At 73.3% G+C, this 18,959-nt stretch carries 37 protein-coding genes; 36 read left to right on the top strand and 1 reads right to left on the bottom strand.

The features are described from left to right. The first annotated feature begins 45 nt into the window (after positions 1-45). Positions 46-387, top strand: coding sequence for a hypothetical protein (locus O7626_RS39385; RefSeq protein WP_278065988.1), 342 nt, complete (start codon positions 46-48; stop codon positions 385-387). Positions 388-591: 204 nt separating this feature from the next. Here O7626_RS39385 and O7626_RS39390 read toward each other — a convergent pair whose 3' ends face one another. Further along, positions 592-867 carry a helix-turn-helix transcriptional regulator gene (locus O7626_RS39390; RefSeq protein ID WP_278065989.1) on the bottom strand — a complete coding sequence of 92 codons (276 nt, stop codon included), beginning with the start codon at positions 865-867 and terminating at the stop codon, positions 592-594. Between the two features lie 132 nt (positions 868-999). On the opposite strand from O7626_RS39390, the gene O7626_RS39395 reads away from it, so the two are divergent. From O7626_RS39395 to O7626_RS39565, 35 genes are all read left to right on the top strand, one after another. Beyond that, a complete protein-coding gene (locus tag O7626_RS39395; RefSeq protein ID WP_278065990.1) occupies positions 1,000-1,260 on the top strand; it encodes a helix-turn-helix transcriptional regulator in 261 nt (86 codons plus the stop codon). A gap of 125 nt (positions 1,261-1,385) precedes the next feature. After that, the gene (locus tag O7626_RS39400) at positions 1,386-1,616 is read left to right on the top strand and encodes a hypothetical protein (protein WP_278065991.1); all 231 of its coding nucleotides are present in this window, start codon (positions 1,386-1,388) and stop codon (positions 1,614-1,616) included. 11 nt (positions 1,617-1,627) lie between these two features. Next, complete coding sequence (locus O7626_RS39405; RefSeq protein WP_278065992.1) at positions 1,628-1,900, top strand: hypothetical protein; 273 nt, start codon at positions 1,628-1,630, stop codon at positions 1,898-1,900. Between the two features lie 70 nt (positions 1,901-1,970). Next, positions 1,971-3,476, top strand: a complete 1,506-nt coding sequence (locus O7626_RS39410; protein WP_278065993.1) for a hypothetical protein — start codon at positions 1,971-1,973, stop codon at positions 3,474-3,476. Beyond that, on the top strand, positions 3,473-3,730 hold the full coding sequence (locus O7626_RS39415; RefSeq protein WP_278065994.1) for a hypothetical protein: 258 nt from the start codon (positions 3,473-3,475) through the stop codon (positions 3,728-3,730). The genes O7626_RS39410 and O7626_RS39415 overlap by 4 nt, the downstream gene beginning before the upstream one ends. Next, the gene (locus O7626_RS39420) at positions 3,727-4,095 is read left to right on the top strand and encodes a hypothetical protein (protein WP_278065995.1); all 369 of its coding nucleotides are present in this window, start codon (positions 3,727-3,729) and stop codon (positions 4,093-4,095) included. Before O7626_RS39415 ends, O7626_RS39420 begins: the two co-directional genes overlap by 4 nt. After that, positions 4,092-4,346 (top strand): hypothetical protein, encoded by a 255-nt coding sequence (locus O7626_RS39425; RefSeq protein ID WP_278065996.1) that lies wholly within the window; start codon positions 4,092-4,094, stop codon positions 4,344-4,346. Before O7626_RS39420 ends, O7626_RS39425 begins: the two co-directional genes overlap by 4 nt. After that, complete coding sequence (locus O7626_RS39430; RefSeq protein WP_278065997.1) at positions 4,343-5,194, top strand: hypothetical protein; 852 nt, start codon at positions 4,343-4,345, stop codon at positions 5,192-5,194. Before O7626_RS39425 ends, O7626_RS39430 begins: the two co-directional genes overlap by 4 nt. Then, positions 5,191-5,331 carry a hypothetical protein gene (locus O7626_RS39435; RefSeq protein ID WP_278058120.1) on the top strand — a complete coding sequence of 47 codons (141 nt, stop codon included), beginning with the start codon at positions 5,191-5,193 and terminating at the stop codon, positions 5,329-5,331. Before O7626_RS39430 ends, O7626_RS39435 begins: the two co-directional genes overlap by 4 nt. Next, positions 5,328-6,347 carry a lambda-exonuclease family protein gene (locus O7626_RS39440; protein ID WP_278058121.1) on the top strand — a complete coding sequence of 340 codons (1,020 nt, stop codon included), beginning with the start codon at positions 5,328-5,330 and terminating at the stop codon, positions 6,345-6,347. Before O7626_RS39435 ends, O7626_RS39440 begins: the two co-directional genes overlap by 4 nt. Before the next feature lie 13 nt (positions 6,348-6,360). Then, entirely contained in the window at positions 6,361-6,858 is a 498-nt protein-coding gene (locus tag O7626_RS39445; protein WP_278065998.1) for a hypothetical protein, read from the top strand. A gap of 12 nt (positions 6,859-6,870) precedes the next feature. Further along, a complete protein-coding gene (locus O7626_RS39450; protein WP_278065999.1) occupies positions 6,871-7,776 on the top strand; it encodes a recombinase RecT in 906 nt (301 codons plus the stop codon). After that, positions 7,773-8,054, top strand: coding sequence for a hypothetical protein (locus O7626_RS39455; protein WP_278066000.1), 282 nt, complete (start codon positions 7,773-7,775; stop codon positions 8,052-8,054). The genes O7626_RS39450 and O7626_RS39455 overlap by 4 nt, the downstream gene beginning before the upstream one ends. Beyond that, positions 8,051-8,602 carry a crossover junction endodeoxyribonuclease RuvC gene (locus O7626_RS39460; RefSeq protein ID WP_278066001.1) on the top strand — a complete coding sequence of 184 codons (552 nt, stop codon included), beginning with the start codon at positions 8,051-8,053 and terminating at the stop codon, positions 8,600-8,602. Before O7626_RS39455 ends, O7626_RS39460 begins: the two co-directional genes overlap by 4 nt. A gap of 91 nt (positions 8,603-8,693) precedes the next feature. Then, positions 8,694-9,029 carry a hypothetical protein gene (locus O7626_RS39465; protein WP_278066002.1) on the top strand — a complete coding sequence of 112 codons (336 nt, stop codon included), beginning with the start codon at positions 8,694-8,696 and terminating at the stop codon, positions 9,027-9,029. Next, a complete protein-coding gene (locus O7626_RS39470; RefSeq protein WP_278066003.1) occupies positions 9,026-9,721 on the top strand; it encodes a hypothetical protein in 696 nt (231 codons plus the stop codon). The genes O7626_RS39465 and O7626_RS39470 overlap by 4 nt, the downstream gene beginning before the upstream one ends. Before the next feature lie 52 nt (positions 9,722-9,773). After that, positions 9,774-10,148 carry a hypothetical protein gene (locus tag O7626_RS39475; RefSeq protein WP_278066004.1) on the top strand — a complete coding sequence of 125 codons (375 nt, stop codon included), beginning with the start codon at positions 9,774-9,776 and terminating at the stop codon, positions 10,146-10,148. 5 nt (positions 10,149-10,153) lie between these two features. Next, entirely contained in the window at positions 10,154-10,408 is a 255-nt protein-coding gene (locus O7626_RS39480) for a hypothetical protein (RefSeq protein ID WP_278066005.1), read from the top strand. Beyond that, on the top strand, positions 10,401-10,751 hold the full coding sequence (locus O7626_RS39485) for a hypothetical protein (protein ID WP_278058137.1): 351 nt from the start codon (positions 10,401-10,403) through the stop codon (positions 10,749-10,751). Before O7626_RS39480 ends, O7626_RS39485 begins: the two co-directional genes overlap by 8 nt. Continuing rightward, a complete protein-coding gene (locus O7626_RS39490; protein ID WP_278066006.1) occupies positions 10,744-11,307 on the top strand; it encodes a hypothetical protein in 564 nt (187 codons plus the stop codon). The genes O7626_RS39485 and O7626_RS39490 overlap by 8 nt, the downstream gene beginning before the upstream one ends. After that, entirely contained in the window at positions 11,300-12,121 is an 822-nt protein-coding gene (locus O7626_RS39495; RefSeq protein ID WP_278058141.1) for a phage Gp37/Gp68 family protein, read from the top strand. The genes O7626_RS39490 and O7626_RS39495 overlap by 8 nt, the downstream gene beginning before the upstream one ends. Next, complete coding sequence (locus O7626_RS39500; RefSeq protein ID WP_278058143.1) at positions 12,118-12,267, top strand: hypothetical protein; 150 nt, start codon at positions 12,118-12,120, stop codon at positions 12,265-12,267. The genes O7626_RS39495 and O7626_RS39500 overlap by 4 nt, the downstream gene beginning before the upstream one ends. Continuing rightward, positions 12,264-12,587: a hypothetical protein gene (locus O7626_RS39505; protein ID WP_278058144.1), complete on the top strand. Its 324-nt coding sequence runs from the start codon at positions 12,264-12,266 to the stop codon at positions 12,585-12,587. The genes O7626_RS39500 and O7626_RS39505 overlap by 4 nt, the downstream gene beginning before the upstream one ends. Beyond that, on the top strand, positions 12,584-12,823 hold the full coding sequence (locus O7626_RS39510) for a hypothetical protein (RefSeq protein WP_278058146.1): 240 nt from the start codon (positions 12,584-12,586) through the stop codon (positions 12,821-12,823). The genes O7626_RS39505 and O7626_RS39510 overlap by 4 nt, the downstream gene beginning before the upstream one ends. Beyond that, entirely contained in the window at positions 12,820-13,644 is an 825-nt protein-coding gene (locus O7626_RS39515) for a DNA adenine methylase (RefSeq protein ID WP_278058011.1), read from the top strand. Before O7626_RS39510 ends, O7626_RS39515 begins: the two co-directional genes overlap by 4 nt. After that, complete coding sequence (locus tag O7626_RS39520; protein WP_278058013.1) at positions 13,641-13,910, top strand: hypothetical protein; 270 nt, start codon at positions 13,641-13,643, stop codon at positions 13,908-13,910. The genes O7626_RS39515 and O7626_RS39520 overlap by 4 nt, the downstream gene beginning before the upstream one ends. Further along, entirely contained in the window at positions 13,907-14,980 is a 1,074-nt protein-coding gene (locus O7626_RS39525) for a DUF4326 domain-containing protein (RefSeq protein ID WP_278058015.1), read from the top strand. Before O7626_RS39520 ends, O7626_RS39525 begins: the two co-directional genes overlap by 4 nt. After that, the gene (locus O7626_RS39530; RefSeq protein ID WP_278058017.1) at positions 14,977-15,744 is read left to right on the top strand and encodes a hypothetical protein; all 768 of its coding nucleotides are present in this window, start codon (positions 14,977-14,979) and stop codon (positions 15,742-15,744) included. Before O7626_RS39525 ends, O7626_RS39530 begins: the two co-directional genes overlap by 4 nt. Further along, positions 15,741-16,421 (top strand): hypothetical protein, encoded by a 681-nt coding sequence (locus O7626_RS39535; RefSeq protein WP_278058018.1) that lies wholly within the window; start codon positions 15,741-15,743, stop codon positions 16,419-16,421. The genes O7626_RS39530 and O7626_RS39535 overlap by 4 nt, the downstream gene beginning before the upstream one ends. Positions 16,422-16,423: 2 nt before the next feature. Continuing rightward, positions 16,424-16,747 carry a WhiB family transcriptional regulator gene (locus O7626_RS39540; protein ID WP_278058020.1) on the top strand — a complete coding sequence of 108 codons (324 nt, stop codon included), beginning with the start codon at positions 16,424-16,426 and terminating at the stop codon, positions 16,745-16,747. Beyond that, the gene (locus O7626_RS39545) at positions 16,744-16,929 is read left to right on the top strand and encodes a hypothetical protein (RefSeq protein WP_278058022.1); all 186 of its coding nucleotides are present in this window, start codon (positions 16,744-16,746) and stop codon (positions 16,927-16,929) included. The genes O7626_RS39540 and O7626_RS39545 overlap by 4 nt, the downstream gene beginning before the upstream one ends. After that, the gene (locus tag O7626_RS39550; RefSeq protein WP_278058024.1) at positions 16,926-17,423 is read left to right on the top strand and encodes a hypothetical protein; all 498 of its coding nucleotides are present in this window, start codon (positions 16,926-16,928) and stop codon (positions 17,421-17,423) included. Before O7626_RS39545 ends, O7626_RS39550 begins: the two co-directional genes overlap by 4 nt. Beyond that, the gene (locus O7626_RS39555; RefSeq protein ID WP_278058026.1) at positions 17,420-17,548 is read left to right on the top strand and encodes a hypothetical protein; all 129 of its coding nucleotides are present in this window, start codon (positions 17,420-17,422) and stop codon (positions 17,546-17,548) included. Before O7626_RS39550 ends, O7626_RS39555 begins: the two co-directional genes overlap by 4 nt. Before the next feature lie 2 nt (positions 17,549-17,550). Further along, positions 17,551-17,997 carry a hypothetical protein gene (locus tag O7626_RS39560; protein ID WP_278058028.1) on the top strand — a complete coding sequence of 149 codons (447 nt, stop codon included), beginning with the start codon at positions 17,551-17,553 and terminating at the stop codon, positions 17,995-17,997. Next, positions 17,994-18,827 (top strand): hypothetical protein, encoded by an 834-nt coding sequence (locus O7626_RS39565; protein ID WP_278058030.1) that lies wholly within the window; start codon positions 17,994-17,996, stop codon positions 18,825-18,827. Before O7626_RS39560 ends, O7626_RS39565 begins: the two co-directional genes overlap by 4 nt. The last annotated feature ends 132 nt before the right edge of the window (positions 18,828-18,959 follow it).

Raw genomic sequence — 18,959 nt, forward strand, 5'->3', positions numbered from 1 at the left:
GACCGGGGACGACGTGCGGGTACGCGATGGGGGAGGATGTCGGGCGTGGAACCTCTCCGGCTGATACTCCTCTACGCCCACCTGATCGGGTTCGCCCTGCTGCTCGGCGGCGCCGCCGCGCAGTACGCCACCGGACGGATCCGGATCAACCCGCTGATGCTGTGGGGTGCCGTCATCCAGGTGCTCACCGGGATCGGGCTGTCCGCCCCGCTGCGCGACGGCGACGAGCCGGCCCCGGCGAAGCTCGCCACCAAGCTGGTGATCGGCTTGATGATCTTCGTGATGGTGTTCTTCTCCCGGAAGCGGGCGGAGGTCAACCGCGGTCACTTCCTGGCGATCATCGGGCTCACCCTGGTCAACGCCGCCGTCGCGGTCTTCTGGCGTTAACCCGCGGCCCGAGTCCACCCGCCCAGGCTCCCCGGCCGGGTCCAGGGCATCTGCGCGGCATCGCCCTGGCCGCTTGCCACGGCGAGCCTGGCCGCGTCCTGCCAGGGATCAGCACTGCCACGGCGCGGAACAGGCGAAACGGGACTTCCCAGGGTTGGAGGTCACGCATCGGGCAGGGCCGGAGTGATGTCGCGCACCCCGAAGTTACGTAAGGGTATCTGCACCCTCGCGCTTGGGAAGCAGGTCGGCGACCTGGACCCCGAGTACTCCGGCGATCCGCTCTAGGTCGTCCAGGTCGAACGCCGTCTCGCCGCGTAGGCGCCTGGACACGTACATCTCCGAGCGGTCGATGGCGGTTGCCAGCTTGGCGCCGCTCATCTGCCTGCGTCCGAGCAGCGCTCGGACCTCTTCGGCGACCAGCTCGCGGAGCCGGTTCTGTACGCGCATCTCGCGCATCTCCTCGTTCGACCCCTCACTCATGGGTCAAGTGTCTAACGCTGCGCGTGATATCTCAACCCTCAGCGTGTAGAAACATCCATGAACATTGCTGCTAACGGCATCCGTTAGAGTCTACCCTTGACAGAGTAACGCCAGGCGTTAGATACTAGCGTCATGACTCGCCCCCAAACGCTCGCCGTTACGGCCGCCGCCGAGGTGCGCGCCGAGATGGGCAGGCAGCGCATCAGCGCCGCCGCGCTCGCCCGCGCCCTGGGCGTCAGCGACATGTACCTCTCCCGCCGGCTCTCCGGCGACGACCCGATCCCGTTCGACCTGTCCGAGATCGAGCGCATCGCTGAAGCGCTCGGCGTGCCGGTCGGCAACTTCCTGCCGAGCCTGACCCGCGCCGCCGCCAGCACGGCCGACGCCGCGTGAGCTGGATCGATCGGCTCTGGCCGCGCCCGAAGGACCCCGGCCGGCCACCGGACAACCGCCCGCCCGGCAAGCCCCCGCGAATCCGCAAACCCCCGCCGCCCCCGCCACCGAAGGAGTAGCGCGCTGTGTACCAGGCCATCGGTCCGATCACCGCCCGTCTGCTGATCGAGCACGGCGACCGGGCCGAGCCCTGCGCCGCCTGGTGGCCGCCGCGTCTGCACCCCGCGTACGCCCGTCCGGCCGCTGACGGCTGGCACTGCGGGCGCCCGTACCCCCCGGCCGGTCCGTCCATCGAGTTCGCCGCTCGTCAGTCACCGGGCCGGCCGGGGTCCACCGTCGCGGCGACCGCCGCCTGAAGGAGCTGATCGTGTTCGCACCGTGGATCGCGCTGGTGATGGCCGCCGCGTATGTCGTCGCCGGGATCACCGCCGTCCGGAACCGCCACCGGCCGGAGTCCGAGGCCCGGGCGCTGTCCGTCGCGCTGCCGCTGTCGGTCGCGCTGGCCGTCAACTTCGCGATGTGGGCGGCGTGGCCGGCTGCCGCGCTGACCGGTGGCGTCGCCGTCATGGACGCCGTGTTCCTCATCCGTGCTCGCCGTCGGGCGCATGCCCGCGAGCTGGAGCAGATCCGCAACCGCTGACGCAAGACGGGCCGGGCGTCCGACCGCCCGACCCGCAACCCCCAACCCTCCCTACGAAAGGACCGGGGACATGAACCAGACCGTACCCGACAAGCCGACCGCCGCGCAGATCCAGTGCATCCGCCGGGCAGCCGGCCGGATCCCCGGCGAGGACGTGTGGACGTCGCGGCCGGACGTGGTGGAGCGGTGCGAGGTGGCCGGCTGGATTGACCGGGAGTCCGGCCCCGACGGGCAGTGGTTCGCGACGCCGGCCGGTCTGGCCGCGATCGAACCGCAGCCGGCCGCCGCCGAGGCGGGCACGGTCCGCGCCGACCAGATCCAGCCCGGCGCGATCCTGCCGCTGGCCACCGACGACCCGCCCTACACCGGCCTGCACGAGGTCGTCGCCGCCACCCCGTACTCCGACGCCGACGGCGACCCCATGGCCGCGTTGACCGTGACCCTGCTCGGCGGCGGGAACCCGGATATCGTCCGCTTCCCGGCCGGCGCGCTGGTCGCGCTGGCGACCGAGGCGGAGATCGCCGAGCACCGGGACAGCGACCGCCGCAGGGAGCTGGCCGCCGCACTGGTCGACCTGGCCGAGCGGATCGAGCGGGACCGCCTGCCGATCGGCTACCACTACATCAAGTTCGTCCTCGGCGACCGGTCCGAGCTGGAGCGCTGGACGGCGTCGTACGGGCTGCCGGCCCCGCCGATCACACCGGGCGTGATCCCGCTCGTCAAGGCGGGTCCGTACTCGGTGGTGGAGGTCCAGTGCCGGGCCGACGCCATCGAGACGTCCACCGGGGACACCTCCCCCTCGGTGGCTGGTGCGGCGGGTGGGACGGGCCCGGCCGCGCCGTCCGGGCCGGAGGTGCCGGCCTCCGGCCCGGACAACCCCGTCGAGCACTGCCAGGTGTACGGCTACGCCGGGTGCGGCGAGTCCGGCGTTGAGTGCGCGTGCGGCGTCTCCTTCGACGGCTACCAGCACATCGCCGACGCGACCGCGTCGGCCGTCCCGATGGCCGACTGCACCGAGCCGGCGACCGAGCGGATCGAGGTGTACCGGCTCGACGGTGGGCGGATCGGCACGGTCTACCCCTGCACCGTGCATCGGGGCGAGGCCATGGCGGCGCTGCTGGCGGCCGGCCTGCGGGCCCGCACCGCTGGCGGGGTTTCCGGTGAGCCGTGCGGCTACGAGGTCAACTACATCACTGCGGGCCGGTCGCTGCTGGCCCCGACGAAGACGGCCGCCGAGGGTGCGAGGGACACGACGACCTCGGCGGATGCCCGCCGTACGCCGCGCGGCTACGACCCGACGCCGACGATCCTCGCCCGGACCCCGGATGAGATGCAGGACCAGATCGCGGCCTACGCGTCCGGCCTGGACGACTCGCACCCCGGCTGGCACTGGGACGACACCGAGTGGATGTCGTCGGAGCTGGCCCGGGAGGCGCAGGCCCGGCGGGAGGCGGACGGGCTGGAGCGGCCGTACCGGTGCGAGGGCTGCGGCAAGACGTCGCGGATCGTCGCGCACATGCCGGGCTGCCCGGTGGCCGCCGCGTTCGATGCGCGCCTGAGGGGGACCGTGCTGTGAGCGGCCTGAGGAACTACACCCGCTGGCGCGCGCAGCCCGACGGCACCCTCCACGCCGACATCCTCAGCGCGAAGCTCGACATCACCGTCCAGCCGGCTACCGGCCTGGTCCGGGTCGGCGAGCACGTACTCACCCCTGACGAGTCGCGCATGATCGGCGTCCGGCTGATCGACGCCGCCGTGCTGGCGGATGGGGAGCGGGCGATCCGCCGGCCCGCCGTGGACGCCGACCCGCCCCTGAGGGCCGCGCGGTGACCGCCCCGATGTGGGTCGGCGTTGGCCTCATCGTCGTCGGGTTGCAGGCCCTGTTCGTCGGCCTGTTCTACGGCGCCGCGAAGGCGAACCGGGAGGCGGAGCGGGTCGAGCCCGCCCGCCGCCCGGCGGCCCCGGACCTGTCCGACACCCTCGCCGCCCGGATCGCGCAGGCCGACCAGATCGCCGCCACGGGGGCGGCCGAGCTGGACGCGGTCGACGCGCACTTCGCCACCGCCGCCGCGCTGCTCCAGCCGGACTCGCTGGACGCCGACGTGGCCGCCGTCATCCGCCAGGCCGAGGCCATCACCCGCTACGCGGCCGGCGACGTTACCGACCTTCCGATCATCCCTGGAGACCAGCCATGATGCAGACCCTCATCGACGCGCTGCCGATCCTCGGCGCGACCGTCATCCCCGCCCTGGTGCTGCTCGCCATCGGCTACGTGCTCCGGCCGCAGGGCGGCGACCGGTGGTTGTCCCCCCGCCCGGTCCCGGTCCGGGAGCTGACCCGCCGGCTCGACCGGGAGTGGCGGGCGCATCCGGAGTGGACGGCGCTGCTGCTGGGCCGGGACGGGCACCAGGCGTGGACGGTCCGGCCCGTCGGGGGTTCGCGATGACCGCCCGGGAGCCGCTCGACCTGAACCGCCTCGCCGCACTCGACGCGCGGGCGACGCCCGGCCCGTGGCGGGTCGTGCTGGACGACACCGAGAGCCCGACCACCGTGTGGCAGGTGTGCGCCTCGCCCAGCCACACGGAAGAGGTCGACCCCAACGGCGACACGGTGTTCGACTGCTGCGCCGACGGCGGGCTGCACGGCGAGCCGTTCTTCCTAGAGCGCGACGCCGAGTTCGTGGCCGAGGCCCGGACCGCGCTGCCCGCGCTGGTCGCCGAGCTGCGGGCGCTGCGGGCCAAGCTCGACCTGCCGTGCGGCTCGTGCCACCCGTGCACTGAGTGGTCCGCAGAGACGTGGCGCCGCGCCGACCGCACCGTGCCGGACGTCCACCAGTGGGATGAAGTCCTGGCCGAGCGGGACCAGGCCCGGGCCGACGCCGAGCGGCTGACCGCCCAGCTCGCCGAGGCGACCGTGAAGGCCGTCGTCACCGGCGGCCCGGTCGTGACGCTGGCCGACGACGTGCTGCCCGAGCGGACCGCCGTGCCGGGCGAGCCGCTGCCGCCGATCCCCGACAGCGCGTACCCAGCCGGCGCGACGCCGCTGGCCACCGTGGACCACCGGTCCATCATCAGCCGCGCCCACCGTCACCTGATCGCCACCGGCTGGCGCGGCGACTCCTGCACCCCGATGGCCGGTGGCAGCACGGAGTACGTGCTGCGCCGACCCGGAGGCCGGATCGAGGCCCTCGTCGGCGGCACCGGGAAGCTGACGGCGGTGACCCTCGCCGGCCTGAGCCCGGAACAGATCAGCGACCTGGCGCGGGCGGTCGGCCCGGTCGGCGGTGACCGGTGATCTCGACGCTCGCGGCCACGCTCGCCGCCGCCGAGGACACCGGGTCCGTCGTCGCCCTGGTCGGCTGCGTGCCGCTGTTCGTGATCGGCCTCTTCGTCTTCCAGCTCTGGGACAGCAACCGGGGTGATCGGCGATGACCGCCGTTGAGCTGCTGCCCGCCGCCGAGGCCACCCCGGACAATCCGCGCTGGCACGAGCTGCGCCGGGCCGGGGTCACCGCGTCCGAGGTCGCCGCGCTGGTCGGCATCAGCCCGTGGGACTCGGCGTTCTCGCTCTACCACCGGAAGGCCAACGGCTGGGAGGTAGAGGACAACGAGGACCTGTCCAACGGTCGCCGCTGCGAGCCGGTCATCGCAGAGTGGTGGGCGGACACCCACCCGGACGCGGTCGTGTGTCCAGCCGGCCTGTACGCCAGCCAAGCCCGACCGTGGCAGCTCGCCACCCCGGACCGACTGGTGCACATGGCCTGCCCGTGCTGTGACGGATCCGGCGGCGGCTGCGGTTGCGGCGGTGGCTTCGGCATCTCGCTCTGCGTGGACTGCCGGGGCACCGGTGCCGGCGGCCCGGCCCACGCGGTGCTGGAGTGCAAGTGGACCGCCCGCTGGGACGGCTGGGGCGAGCCCGACACCGATGAGATCCCCGTCTACTACCGGGCCCAGGTGCTCTGGCAGTGCGACGTCCTCGACGTCGATGAGTGGCACCTGGCGATGCTCGGCCCCGGCGGCTTCCGGGCCTACCACGGCCGCCGGGATGAGAAAGACCTCCGGATCCTGCGCGGTGCGGCGGCCGTGCACATCGCCCAGCGCGCCGCCGGCACCCCGCCGCCGATCGATGACCACCCGGCGACCGCGACCGCGCTGAAGGCGCTCCACCCGTCGGTGGAGGACTTCGACGTGGAGGTGCCGGTCGAGCTGGCCGAGGGCTACCGGCGGGCGCGGGCGCTGCGGCAGCGGATCGAGCGGGTGGTCGACGGCTACGAGGCCCGGATTCGGGCGGCGATCGGCTCGGGCCGCCGGGCGATGTGCAACGGCCGGCTGGTCGCGTCCCGGTCGGTCTACGACCAGTCCGGCGACACGGCCGAGCTGACCGCGCTGGAAGACGACTGGCCGGTCGTGGACCGGCTCAACCCCGGCCGATCGGCCACCTACGCCTGAGAGGAGCTGTCCGATGGGACTGGACATCACCGCCTACAGCCACCTGAACCACCTCGGCAAGCACACCGACGACTGGTGCGAGAGCGAGGAGCACATCCAGGCGTACGCCTACGACGCGTTCCCGGAGTCGTTCCGGGGGATCCCGATCCTCGGCACCCGCGTAAGCGGCTCAACATTCTTCGACGGTGGCTGCTACGAGCGCACCGAGAAGACGGAGGCGCACGGCTTCCGGGCCGGCTCGTACTCCGGCTACGGCCGCTGGCGGGACGGCCTGCGCGAGGCGTTCAACCCGGCAGCCGATCCGGCCCGCCCGTTCTTCGAGCTGATCTGGTTCGCCGACAACGAGGGCTCCATCGGGCCGGACGCCGCCCGGGATCTGCTCGCCGACTTCCGCGAGTACGCCGACCGGTACGCCGCCGAGTTCGACGACGACTACGACCGCCAGCGGTACGCCGACTGGACCCGCGCCTTCGAGCTGGCCGCCGACGGTGGCCTCGTCTACTTCCACTGAGGAGCGCCAACCGTGGCTGAGACCATCGCGAACGCCGTCGCCCAGCGGGACAACTCCCCGGCCGGCCTGATCAAGCAGTACTCGACCAGCTTCGCCCAGGTGCTCCCCTCGCACGTCAAGGCAGAGACGTGGGTTCGGCTCGCCCAGGGCGCACTGAAGCGGGGCAGGCGGGTCGATGACAAGCCCACCAACCCGTTCGAGCTGGAACAGGCCGCCGCGAACAACCCCGGCGTGTTCCTCGCCGCGCTGCTCGACGCCGCCCGGCTCGGCCTGGACCCCGGCACCGAGCAGTACTACCTGACCCCGCGCAAGCAGCGCGGCCGGCTGGAGATTCTCGGCATCGTCGGCTACCAGGGCCACATCGAGCTGATGTACCGGGCCGGCGCCGTATCCAGCATCGTCGCCGAGGTCGTCCGCGAGCACGACGAATACCGGTACCAGCGCGGCGTCGATGAAGTGCCGGTGCACCGGTTCACGCCGTTCGCGGGCGAGGCCGAGCGGGGCCCGCTGCTCGGCGTCTACGCGTACGCGCGGATGAAGGACGGCGCGGTGTCGCGGGTGGTCGAGCTGGGCCGCGACGACATAGCCCGGATCAAGCAGTCGTCGCAGGGGTCCGACTCGAAGTACTCGCCGTGGGTCAACCACGAGCCCGCGATGTGGCTGAAGTCGGCGGTCCGGCAGCTCCAGAAGTGGGTGCCGACCAGCGCCGAGTACCGCCGGGAGCAGCTCAGGGCGGCGGCCGAGGCGCAGCGGGTGGCGGCCGAGCCGGTGATGCCGGAGGGGACGGCAGCCGCGCAGGCGGACTACATCGACGGGGACGTGGTGGAGGACGCCGCCGACGTGCCGGGCGACGTGCCGCCGGTCGGGCCGGACGCCGAGCCCTGGCCGGAGACGGCCACGCCGGGCGGCCAGCCGTGAGCGACCGCGGCCCGGTCCAGACGTACGAGATCACCTGGATGTCCGGGCACATCGAGACCGTGCTGGCGCACCAGGTGTCGTGGCCGAACAACGGCATGGCGCTGGTGCCGGCGGGGCTGATGTTCGGCGCCGCGCAGGAGTCAGCACCGTCGATCATCCGAATGCACGCCGAACTCGATGGGCACTGGACGCTCACCCTGTCGGCCCGCGAAGAGGACATCCGGACGATCCGGCTCGTCACGCAGCCGGAACCGGTCCCGGGCGGTGAGGGCCAGTGACCCTGCGCGCCGTCGCGATCGACCTCGCTCTCCGGGCCACCGGCCTGAGCTGGACGTGCGACCACCACGCCAAGCCGAAGCCCGGCACCCGCACCGTCTGGGCCGACCGGCTCGCCGGCCACCAGCGGATCCACCACATCCTCACCGATGTCGCCGCGGCCATCGCCTGCCGGCCGCACATCGTGGCCATCGAGGCGATGTACGCCGGCACCGGCAAGGGCGGCACCCCGCTCCGGCTCGCCGAGTTGCACGGGGTGGTGACCCACTTTCTGTGGACGAAGAAGGTTCCGTACGTCTACGTCGAGCCGCAGCAGATCAAGATCTACGTCACCGGGAACGGGAACGCGGACAAGACGCAGGTCACCGAGGCGGTCATCGCCGAGTACGGGCACCTGGCCCACGTCGGCACCGAGCACGAGGCCGACTCGTTCGGACTGCTGGCCCTGGCCGCGCACGCCTACGACGCGCCGCTGACCACCGTGCTGAACCCGAAGCGAACGCGGGCGATCACGTCGGTGCGCTGGCCGGACCTGGCGGGTGCGCGGTGAGCCGGGCCGAGGGCGGCTACGACACCGCCCGCGTCTCCGCCGCCGACGCCGACCGGGCCGCCCGTGCCGAGCGGGAGGCGGTGGACGCCGGATGACCAGCGCCCCGCCCCCGATGCCGGACGTGCCCGTCGGCACCGTCGCCGGCATCGACCAGATCCGCGCCGAGTTGACCGCGCTGGTCCAGGCCGCCCGCGAGCACACCGACGCGCAGGCGTGCGAGAGCCCGCAGGCGTGCGCCGGCGAGGCCGTCGCCGACGTCCTCGAAGAGTTCTCCGTCGGCGAGCTGGCCGCGCTGCTGTTCTTCGCCGTCGCCGAACTGGCCGCGACCGGCTACGGCCGGCCGGACCGCGGTGACCTGACCGTGCTGGCTGGCCTGGATTGGCACCACGAACCCGACCCCGACGACGACGGAGGACCGTCGAGATGACCACCGCACCCACCGTCCAGCGCGGCATCGTCAGCGCGAAGGAGCGGGAGATCCTGGCCGGCTACGCCGCCGGCAAGACCGTCACCGAGCTGACCAACGCCGGCCATCCGAAGAAGCTGGCGACCGAGCTGGTCGCCGACGTGGCCCGGTTCGACCGGGGCCGGGCCCGCCAGGCGGTGCTCGACTACGACCAGCGCAACGGCGCCGCCCCGGCCCGCCCGGTGTCGGCGCCGCCCGCCCGCCCAGCGCCGCCGCCCGCCGCTCCCCGACCCGAGCCGGCGCCCGAGCAGCGGCCCGTCATCGAGGTGGAACCGGACCCGGACGGCCCGGCCGACTCGGTGTTGGAACTGCTCGACGCCGCCGACCGCAGCGGGATCTTCAAGCTCCAGAAGGCGGCGGCCCGGATCCGGTCGCAGGTGGACGACCTGCGGTCGGCGGTCGCCGAGCTGGAGCGCGCACGGGAGCTACGCGAGCGGGTCGAGCAGCTGCGGGCCGAGCTGGACGGCGCGCAGGCCGCGCTGCGGCAGGCGACCGGTAAGCCGGTCCGGTCCGGCGCCGTCCAGCGTGGCGCGTCCGGCCTGCCGACGCGGGAGATCCGGTCGTGGGCGCACGCAAACGGCGTGGAGTGCCCGTCGCACGGGCGGGCGCCCGGCCGGGTCGTGGAGCAGTGGCGGGCCGCGACCGGTGCATGACCTCACCCGGCCGGCGCCCGCCGGCCGGACCAACCACTGAAGGAGTACGACCTTGACGGTCAAGACCAGCGCTCAGCTCACCCGCGAGCGGCGCGAATTCAGCGGACTCGACAGCATCGCGGACGAGCTGGTCGAGCAGCCGCGCGGCACCCGGTACGCCGTGGTGGCGTACGACGTGAAGCGCGTGTCGGACGAGATCGCCGAGGGTGGCGAGAAGATCCCGACGGTCCAGTTCACGCACATCGAGCCGGTGCGCGGCGACCTGGAGGCCACGGTCAAGCGGATCCTGGCCGAGCGGTACAAGGACCGGACGGGCAAGGACCTGGACGGCGACCCGGCGCTGTTCGACGTGGTGCCGGAGGCGGGCGCGGAGGAGCTGCTGGCCGAGCGCGCCGAGGCGCAGGCCGCGCAGGACGGCCAGCCGTGAAGGCCGTGATCCAGGTCGACGGCGGCGGCCACGGCCAGATCGTGGTCGGCGGCCGCGACATGTCGAAGCTCGTCCGGGGCTTCATGCTCACCAGCGAGGTCGGCAAGGCTCCGCTGCTGGTGCTGAGCACGACCATCCGGGAGCGCGTGAGTGCCGGCGTGGACGTCCATGCGGTGCTGGACACGGAGACGACGGCCGCGCTGGTCGCGCTCGGCTGGACGCCGCCGGAGACCGCGACGGGCGGTGCCTCGGATGGCTGAGGACGTCCGGATCGCCGCCCGCGTCCAACGCGGCGCCCGCTGGCTCGATGAGAACCGGCCCGGCTGGGTCGGCGACATCGACCTGATCACGCTCGACGTTCACGACCCCGAGCACTGCGTGGTGGGCCAGCTCTACGGCGGCTGGGACGAGTCGCCGTTCTACCCCGCCGAGCCGGCCGACCCGAAGGCCGTGGACCTCGGGTTCTTCGCCCTGGCCGAGATCGAGGCCAGGGGCAGCGGCGCGATGCAGGCCGAGTACCGCTTGCTCACCGAGGCGTGGGGCGACCTGATCGAGCGCCGGATCGCCGAGCGGATCGCGGCGGAGGTGACCGGCGATGCCTGACGAGTACGGATCGCTGACCTGCATCCTGCCCAACTGCCGCGAGCCGCTCACCGTCCGCTGGGAGCTCTACGCCCCGCTGGTGGCCGGCGAGCTGGAGCCCGGCGGCACCATCCTCACCCCCGGCGACGCGCTCGGCGGCGGCTGGCAGGTCGAGTGCGAGGCCGGGCACGTCATCCTCCTACCCGAGCTGGTGCGCTGCGACGTCAAGGACGCGGAGTGCATGGCCGGCGACTGCCGGCACGGCGACGACCTGGCCGAGTGGCGGCGGGCCGACGTCGAGCGGCTGGCCGGACTGCTGCGGTCCGCCGGGGTACTGCCGGCCGCCGAGCCGGACCCGTTCGACCACGTGCTGAGACTCACCGCCGACGGCGGCTGGGCCGTCGACCACCCGACCACCTGCCGGGTCATCCCGTGTGCGGTCCGCGTCCAGGTCGAGATCGCCGCCGCCGTCGGCGACCTGCCACCGCGCAGCCGGTACGGCCGGTATCGGGTCGGCGTCAACGACCTCGGCGACCGGCTGCTCATCGGCGACCGGATCGGAGGCACCGATGGGTGACGGCAGCACCATCGAGTGGACCGAAGCCACCTGGAACCCCACCACCGGCTGCGACCGGATCAGCCCCGGCTGCGACAACTGCTACGCCCTCACCCTCGCGAAGCGGCTCAAGGCCATGGGGTCGGCGAAGTACCAGACCGACGGTGACCCGCGCACCAGCGGCCCCGGCTTCGGGGTTGCCGTCCACCAGTCGGCGCTGACCGAGCCGCTGCGGTGGCGGGCGCCCCGGACCGTGTTCGTCAACTCGATGTCCGACCTGTTCCACGCCCGCGTCCCGCGCGAGTTCGTCGCCCAGGCCTTCGGCGTCATGGCCCGGACCCCGCAGCACACCTACCAGATCCTGACGAAGCGGCCCGAGCGGATGCTGCGGCTGGTCGGTGAAGAGATCGACGGCGGGGTGACGCTGCTGGAGGCGGCCGACGAAGCCGGTCTCACGGACACCGCCCAGACCCTCTACGAGGCCGCCTGGCCGCTGCCGAACGTGTGGCTCGGCACGTCGATCGAGCTGGACCGGTACGCCGGCCGCGCGTGCCCGCTCCGGGCTACGTCCGCCGCCGTCCGATTCATCTCCGCCGAGCCGCTACTCGGCCCGCTGCCCTCGCTCGATCTGACCGGCATCGACTGGCTGATCGCCGGGGGCGAGTCCGGGCCCGGCGCCCGCTCGGTCGACCCGGGATGGGTGCGGGACCTGCGGGACCGGTGCCAGGCGTCCGGGGTCGCCTTCTTCTTCAAGCAGTGGGGCGGGCGGACACCGAAGGCCGGCGGGCGCGAGCTGGACGGCCGCACCTGGGACGAGTACCCGGACCGGCCGTGACCGACGAAGAGCGCGCCGCCCTGTACCGCGAGGTGCTCGCGGAGCGCTTCGGGACGCCCCGGCCTCACCGCCGGGGCGTCCCCGCCCCCGACCACCAGCCGGCCGACCGTGAGCCGGCGCCCGACCCCGAGAGCGAGGACCGGTGAGCGAGTACGACACCGCGCCGAGCAAGCCCGACTTCGAGCGCATCGACGTCACCACCGTCGAAGACCTGGCCCGAGGCGGCCGCCGGTACGTGCCGGGCCGAATCGTGGACCAGCCGCCGCCGCGCCAGCCGGGCGAAGAGCCGCCGATGTCCATTCAGGCACTGGTGCGGCGCGACCTGGTCGACCGGGAGGCGGTCGGCCGGGAACGGTACGGCACCAGCCTGCACGCGCACAACGGCCGGGACGCCCTGGTCGACGCCTACCAGGAAGCGCTGGACCTCGTGTGCTACCTGCGCCAGGCCATTGAGGAGCGACCGTGACCCGGCCCGAGGTGACGTACTTCCGCGCCCGCCCCGCCGACCCCGGCGCCTTCAAGGGCCCGCCCCGTGCCTGCCTCCTGTGCCTGTTCGGCCTCTGCCATCGCTGCACGGGCCGCATGGTCGTCCGCGACGTCCACGGCGGCCGGCGAGACGAGGCGTGCGAACACCAGCACCGGCCCGGCCGCGGACCGGTCGCCCGGGTGATCGCCGACATCCCAGTACGGAGCCGGTCGTGAGGCCGCCCGTGCCGTACCACGGCGGGAAGCAGCGGATCGCCGACCAAATCGTCGCGCTGCTGCCGCCGCACGAGCACTACGTGGAGCCGTACTGCGGCGGGCTGTCGGTACTGCTGGCCAAGCCTCGCAGCCGGATGGAGACCGTCAACGACCTCGACGGCGAGCTGGTGACGTACTGGCGCGTGCTGCGAGATCGTCCCGGCGACCTCGAGGTGGCGGTTGGGCTCACCCCGCACTCCCGCGCCGAACACGTCGCCGCCTTCACTCCCGCCGCCGATGACCTCGAGGTGGCCCGCCGGGTCCACGTCCGACTGACGCAAGGCGTCAACGCCCGACTGCGGCCCACCGGCTGGCGCTGGCATCGGAAGACAGCCGGCGGGTCCACGATGACCGGCTACCTCGCCTGGTACCGCGACAGGATCCCCGCCGCCGCCGAGCGCCTTGTGGGAGTGTCGCTCGACTGCCGCCCCGCGCTCGAGGTGGCGCGCGAGTACGGCACCGAACCGTCGGCGCTGTTGTACGTCGACCCGCCGTACCCGGCCGAGGTTCGCAACAGCAGTAACTACCGGTGCGAGATGTCCGACCCGGCAGATCACCGCGAACTGGCCAAGGCACTCCACGAGTGCCGCGCCGCGGTCGTCGTGTCCGGGTACGCGTGCGACCTCTACGACCGGGAGCTGTACCCCGACTGGCACCGCCACGAGATCGCCGCCCAGACCACGCAGGGCGGCTCAGCGAAGGCGACCGCCGAGGTGCTCTGGTCGAACCGCCCGCTCGGCGTCCAGGGTGCCCTGTTCGACGTCGGGGGGCGGTCGGCATGACCGAGGGGCCGACGCTGCTCCCCACCGGCCGGCGCACCATCTGGCGCCAATACCTGGCCGGCGGACGGATCAACGCGGCCCCATGGGAGCACACCCGATCCGCCGGCGGCGTCGTCGGCAGCTGCCCCTGCGGCGGCTACCTCCGACCCGGCCCGCCGTACTGGATCGACAAACGCCAGTGGTTCCCCTCCACCTGCACAACCTGCGGCGCCGACTCGGCCGACCCCGGCCCGGCGCCCACCCGCAAGAGACGAGGAAGTAAGTGAGCGCGCCCTACCAGTTGTTCGACGTCCTGCCGGCACACATCGCCGACGCGCTGCGCGCCAGCATCGAGCGTTTCGGCGTGCTCGTCCCCGTGGTCCGCGACCAGCACGGCAACACGATCGACGGCCACCACCGCGCCCGGATTGCCGACGAGCTCGGCGTGGAGTACCGGGTCGACGTCGTCCAGGTCGCCGACGAAGACGAGGCACGGGAGGTGGCCCGGCACCTGAACTCCCGGCGTCGGCACCTGACCGGCGAGCAGTTGCGCGAGCACATCGTGATGCTGGCGCAGCGCGCCACCCCGGCAGGCATCGGGGAGTTGTCGCAGCGCGAAATCGCGCAGGTGGCAGGTGTCGCCCCGTCGTACGTCAACAAGGTGCTGAGCGACCCGCAGGTGTTCACCAGTGAACACCTGCCGGACTCCCGACGGGGCGCCGACGGGAAGGTTTACCCGGCTCGCCGACCAGAGTCCGCCCCGGCCCCGGCACCGCTGCCCACCCCTGAGCCGACCGCCGATGCGGTGGCGTGCGAGGCATGCGGCACCGAACTCCCCGACGACCAAGCCAAGGCCGGCTACCTCCGCTGCGACGAATGCGACGGCGAAGGCGACCACTACTCGGAGAACTTCCCCAACGGCCCCGGCCGGTGCGTCATGTGCCACGGCCGCCCCGAGGACCAGGACGAGCGCGAGACCACCCCGCCGCCGGCCATCGAGCCCGAGCCGGCCCCGGAGCCGCAGTGGTCCGATGACGAGCTGGCGCTGCGCGCCGAACTCGAGGCCGGCCGCACCGTCGTCGTCTCCCTGCGCGCCCACCACGCCAACCTCACCCGGTGGGCCGACGCCGCCGGGCTGCTCGTCCGCATCGACCGGCGCACCGACTGGGGCAACCCGTTCGAGATGCCCGCCGACGGCGACCGCCAGACCGTCATCCGGAACTACGCCGACCACTACCTGCCGCACAAGCCATCACTGCTCGACCGGATCGAATCGCTGACCGGCAAGGCGCTCGCGTGCTGGTGCGCCCCCGACGACTGCCACGGCGACGTGCTGAAGGAGGCGACCGAGCAGTGATGGTCCTGGACGACTTCGTGATGCTCGGCACCACCGTGCCCGAGCCGAACAGCGACGGCCGGGTGTTCGTCTGCTCGGCCGGCTACTCGGCCACGCTGCGGAGCCTCGTCCGGGTGTACCCGCTCGCCCGGCACGGCGCCCCCGCCCGCTGGTCGGTCAACACTGTCCGCCTGGAGCGGAACCCGCGCGACTCCCGGCCCGAGTCCTACCGGCTCGCCGGAGACCGCCGCCCCGGCGTGCACCAGCACATCAACCGGGTCTTCGAGGCGACCGGCACCGTACCGCGGACCGCCCGCGCCGAGCTGCTGCGCCGCTGCACCGTGTCATCCATCGCCGAGGCGAACGACCGCCGGCTGTCGCTGGCGATCCTGCACGCCGACGCGATGGAGCTGGAGTTCGAGCACAACCCCGCCTCCCCGGACTCCCCGCAGCTCGCCCTGTTCGACGTCGGTACGGAGATCCCGGCCGGCGCCCGACGGTTCCCGTACATCCCGCGCCTGCGGTTCGCCGACGACCGCGGCCCGCACCGGCTGATGCTCCGCGACTGGGGCGTCTACGAGCTGATGCGCAAGCACAACAACCTCACCCAGTTGTCGGACACCCAGCGGCGCCGCTACGTCGGCGAGGCTCTCCACCTCGATCCGTCGTGCTCGCTGCTGGTCGGCAACCTCAACAACCAGCGGACGGCCTGGCTCGTGATCTCGGTCCTCCGGGGCCTGCGGGCCGCCCCGTCGCTGTTCGACGCGATGGAGACCGCCGCATGACGTGGTTCAAGGTGGACGACACGTTCCACGCACACCCCAAGGTGCTCGCCACCGACCCGGCCGCGCTGGGTCTGTGGGTGGTCGCTGGGGCCTGGTCGAGCGCGCACCTCACCGAGGGATTCGTGCCAGACCACGCCTTGCCGCGGCTGCTCCCGGACTCGGTGCCGCTGGCTCGGAAGCTGGTCGCCGCCGGGCTGTGGCGTCGGGTCCGTGGAGGCCACCAGTTCCACGATTGGACGGACTACAACCCGGCCGCGAGCGACGTTCGAGCGATGCGCGAGAAGCGCGCGGCAGCCGGGCGGAAAGGTGGCCTGGCCAGCGGAAAGACCCGAAGCAACCAGGGAAGCAAAACCGAAGCACTTGCTTCGCCAATCGTTGAACCCCCGACCCGACCCGACCCGACCCCTATAGGGGGGCGCTCTTCGTACGTAGCTAGCGGTAGCGCGCGCGAAGAGCCGCCCCCCTCCCGATGCCCCGAACACCTCGACACCCCGGCCGACGGACCCTGCGGACCATGCGGCGACGCCCGACGCGCCCGCCAGCAGCACGACCGCGACCAGGCCGCCGCCGAAGCCCGCCGCATCGCCGAAGCACCCCGCTGCCGCAAACACCGCGGCCAGCTGGCCGGCTCGTGCGGCCCCTGCCGATCCGAACGCCTCGCCCGAGAGGAGGCCTGACCATGCCCGCCGCCCGATTCGCCGGCGAGTTCCGCGCCCAACGCTTCCAGCCCGACGCCTACCCGCGCTGGCTCCACCAGACCGACCAGACACCCGCCTGCCAGGGCGCCGACCCCGAGATCTTCTTCCCGGAAAAAGGCCCCACCGCGTCCGCACCGGCCCGCGCCATCTGCGACCGCTGCCCGCTGCTGGCCCGCTGCCGCAGCTGGGCGCTCGACCAGCCGACCGCCGACCTGCACGGCGTGTGGGGCGGCATGACCCAGTACGAGCGCGAGGCGTACCACCGCCGTCTGCGCGCGGCCCAGCGAGCCCAGGAGGCAGCGTGACCACCACCGACGACACTCGCGACCAGCAGCCCGTCACCGTCACCATCACCACCTCCGGCGCCTCGGTCACCATCACCGCCACCGCCGACCTCGACGCGGTCACCGCCCGGGCCACCGCGATGCACACCGAGGCGCACGGCCGCTGCGTCGCCGCGCCCCGCGACCTCGGGGGCGTGCTGTGACCACCGACGACTTCGAGCGCCGCTGGCGCGCCGCCGCCAACGCCGACCCGGGCCACGCCACCTACCGCGAGGCCGTGCCCGGCTACCGCCCCGGGTCCGCCGTGGGGCGCCGAACGGGGGCGAACCCGTACCCGAGTGAGGGTCCGGCCGATCCGGACGCTCTACGGCCCGCTGAGACGGCCGAGCCCTACATCGGCGACCCCTGGACCGCCGAACCCGACGACGCCGCCGTAGCCGTCGGCCAAGCCGCCGGAACGATGACCGTCGTCTGGCGCCGGCCCGCCGGCCCCCCGGTCACCGTCGAAGAGATTCGCCAGCTGTCCGCCGCGATCGAGCGGGACCCGGCGACGGACCTCAACGCCGACGCCGTGCGCGACCTCGCCGGCCCGGCCAAGCTCGCCACCGACGACGCCGTGTCCGCGCTCCGCAACGCCATCAACAGCAGCGGCCGACTCCGCCGCTCGTGGAGCTGGCGTCGGTGGTGGTGGCGGTGACTCACCCACCGACCCGGCCGTGGGCGCTCGCCTGCGGCATCTGCCTACGACTACGCCGCGCCGTACGCGGCTGGCTGATCTGCGACCAGTGCGACCGGCCGATCCCGACCGGCAAGGAGGCGTGACGATGCCGAGCCCCACCCCTCGGCGGCCCGCCGACTGCCACCCCGGCAGGCCCAGCCACGCACGCGGCAAGTGCGTCAACTGCTACGCCCGCGACTACACCAGGGCCCGACGGAACCACACCACCCCGCCCGGCTGGCGCCCCCTGATCGATCTCGACCTCGGTCACGCCTGCCAGTACGGCTACCACCGGCCCGCTGTGCGCGTGGTCGACGGCCCGCCGGACCAGCTCGACGGCTGGATCTCGCGACCCCGCATCACCGCCGCCGTCGCCAAGGTGCTCAGCGACGGTGCCGCCCGCACCACCACCGAGCTGGCCGACGACCTCGGCCTCACCGAGCAAGAGCGCTACGGCCCGCTCGCCCGGGCCCTGGCGCGGATGGCCGAAAGCGGCGACGTGCACCGGCTGCCCCGGCCCGGCAAATCCACGATCTGGAGGCTCGCAGCGTGATCGAGTGCGCCATCTGCCAGCGCGACGCCGGAACCGCGTACGCGTGCACCGGCTGCGGCGGTCGGGCGCTGCGGCAGCTCGCCGCCGTTGCCGACCTCACCCCGGCCGCCCGCGCCGTCGCCGCCGGGCTCACCAGCCGGGGCACCACCGTCGGCGGTGGCGGCGGTCGCGGCCGGCTTCCGCTCGACCTCGGCGCGACCGCCCGGCTCGACCAGACGCAGACGGTGCTGACCGCGCTGGTACGCGAGATCGCCGCCGAACGCGGCATCCCGGTGCCGGCCGGCGCCGACCCGCTGGTGACCGCCGCCCGCTGGCTGACCGCCCAGCTCGACTGGCTGCGGCACCGCGCACCCGAGGACTACCTCGGCCCGACGCAGGCGTTCGCGGACATCAGCGCCGCCGCCCGGGTCATCACCTCCGTGGTCGACGGGCCGGGCGACCGGCGATGGCTCGGCCAGTGCGGAGCAGAGACCGACGACGGCGAGTGCCGGGCCGACCTGCACGCGCGGGCGTACGCGGCGACCGCGACCTGCCGGGCGTGCGGCGCGGTGGTGGACGTGGCCACCCGGCGGGCCGAGCTTGGCTCGCTGGTACGCGGCTACTCGTACACCGCCGCCGAGATCGCCGCCGCGTACCCGATCCGGGCCGCGCGGATCCGCCAGTGGGCGTCACGCGGGCGGATCGTCGCGACGGGCGAGCATCACGGCCGGCCGACGTACGACCTGGGCGACGTGCTGAAGCGGGCCGCGCTGGAGGATGCGCGGCGCGCCGAGCGCAAGGCTGACCAGGAGCGTAGCCAGTGCGAGGCGGTGAGTAGTGGTGCGGCTTGACGCGAGATCACGAGGGGTGTCACACTCGGGTTCTGCGGATCGACGCTGCCCGGAAACGGGATCCGACCGCATCGCCTGTGTCTCGCCGGGGCGTCGTGTCGGCGAGCAATCGGGACCTCCGCGCATTCGCCC

The organism is Micromonospora sp. WMMD1102 (assembly GCF_029626265.1).
GTDB lineage: Bacteria > Actinomycetota > Actinomycetes > Mycobacteriales > Micromonosporaceae > Plantactinospora.

Coding starts and splice junctions, on each gene's coding strand:
- O7626_RS39390 (WP_278065989.1), bottom strand. CDS start 867: ATGAGTGAGGGGTCGAACGAGGAGATGCGCGAGATGCGCGTACAGAAC.
- O7626_RS39395 (WP_278065990.1), top strand. CDS start 1,000: ATGACTCGCCCCCAAACGCTCGCCGTTACGGCCGCCGCCGAGGTGCGC.
- O7626_RS39410 (WP_278065993.1), top strand. CDS start 1,971: ATGAACCAGACCGTACCCGACAAGCCGACCGCCGCGCAGATCCAGTGC.
- O7626_RS39425 (WP_278065996.1), top strand. CDS start 4,092: ATGATGCAGACCCTCATCGACGCGCTGCCGATCCTCGGCGCGACCGTC.
- O7626_RS39430 (WP_278065997.1), top strand. CDS start 4,343: ATGACCGCCCGGGAGCCGCTCGACCTGAACCGCCTCGCCGCACTCGAC.
- O7626_RS39440 (WP_278058121.1), top strand. CDS start 5,328: ATGACCGCCGTTGAGCTGCTGCCCGCCGCCGAGGCCACCCCGGACAAT.
- O7626_RS39445 (WP_278065998.1), top strand. CDS start 6,361: ATGGGACTGGACATCACCGCCTACAGCCACCTGAACCACCTCGGCAAG.
- O7626_RS39465 (WP_278066002.1), top strand. CDS start 8,694: ATGACCAGCGCCCCGCCCCCGATGCCGGACGTGCCCGTCGGCACCGTC.
- O7626_RS39470 (WP_278066003.1), top strand. CDS start 9,026: ATGACCACCGCACCCACCGTCCAGCGCGGCATCGTCAGCGCGAAGGAG.
- O7626_RS39485 (WP_278058137.1), top strand. CDS start 10,401: ATGGCTGAGGACGTCCGGATCGCCGCCCGCGTCCAACGCGGCGCCCGC.
- O7626_RS39490 (WP_278066006.1), top strand. CDS start 10,744: ATGCCTGACGAGTACGGATCGCTGACCTGCATCCTGCCCAACTGCCGC.
- O7626_RS39495 (WP_278058141.1), top strand. CDS start 11,300: ATGGGTGACGGCAGCACCATCGAGTGGACCGAAGCCACCTGGAACCCC.
- O7626_RS39520 (WP_278058013.1), top strand. CDS start 13,641: ATGACCGAGGGGCCGACGCTGCTCCCCACCGGCCGGCGCACCATCTGG.
- O7626_RS39535 (WP_278058018.1), top strand. CDS start 15,741: ATGACGTGGTTCAAGGTGGACGACACGTTCCACGCACACCCCAAGGTG.
- O7626_RS39540 (WP_278058020.1), top strand. CDS start 16,424: ATGCCCGCCGCCCGATTCGCCGGCGAGTTCCGCGCCCAACGCTTCCAG.
- O7626_RS39560 (WP_278058028.1), top strand. CDS start 17,551: ATGCCGAGCCCCACCCCTCGGCGGCCCGCCGACTGCCACCCCGGCAGG.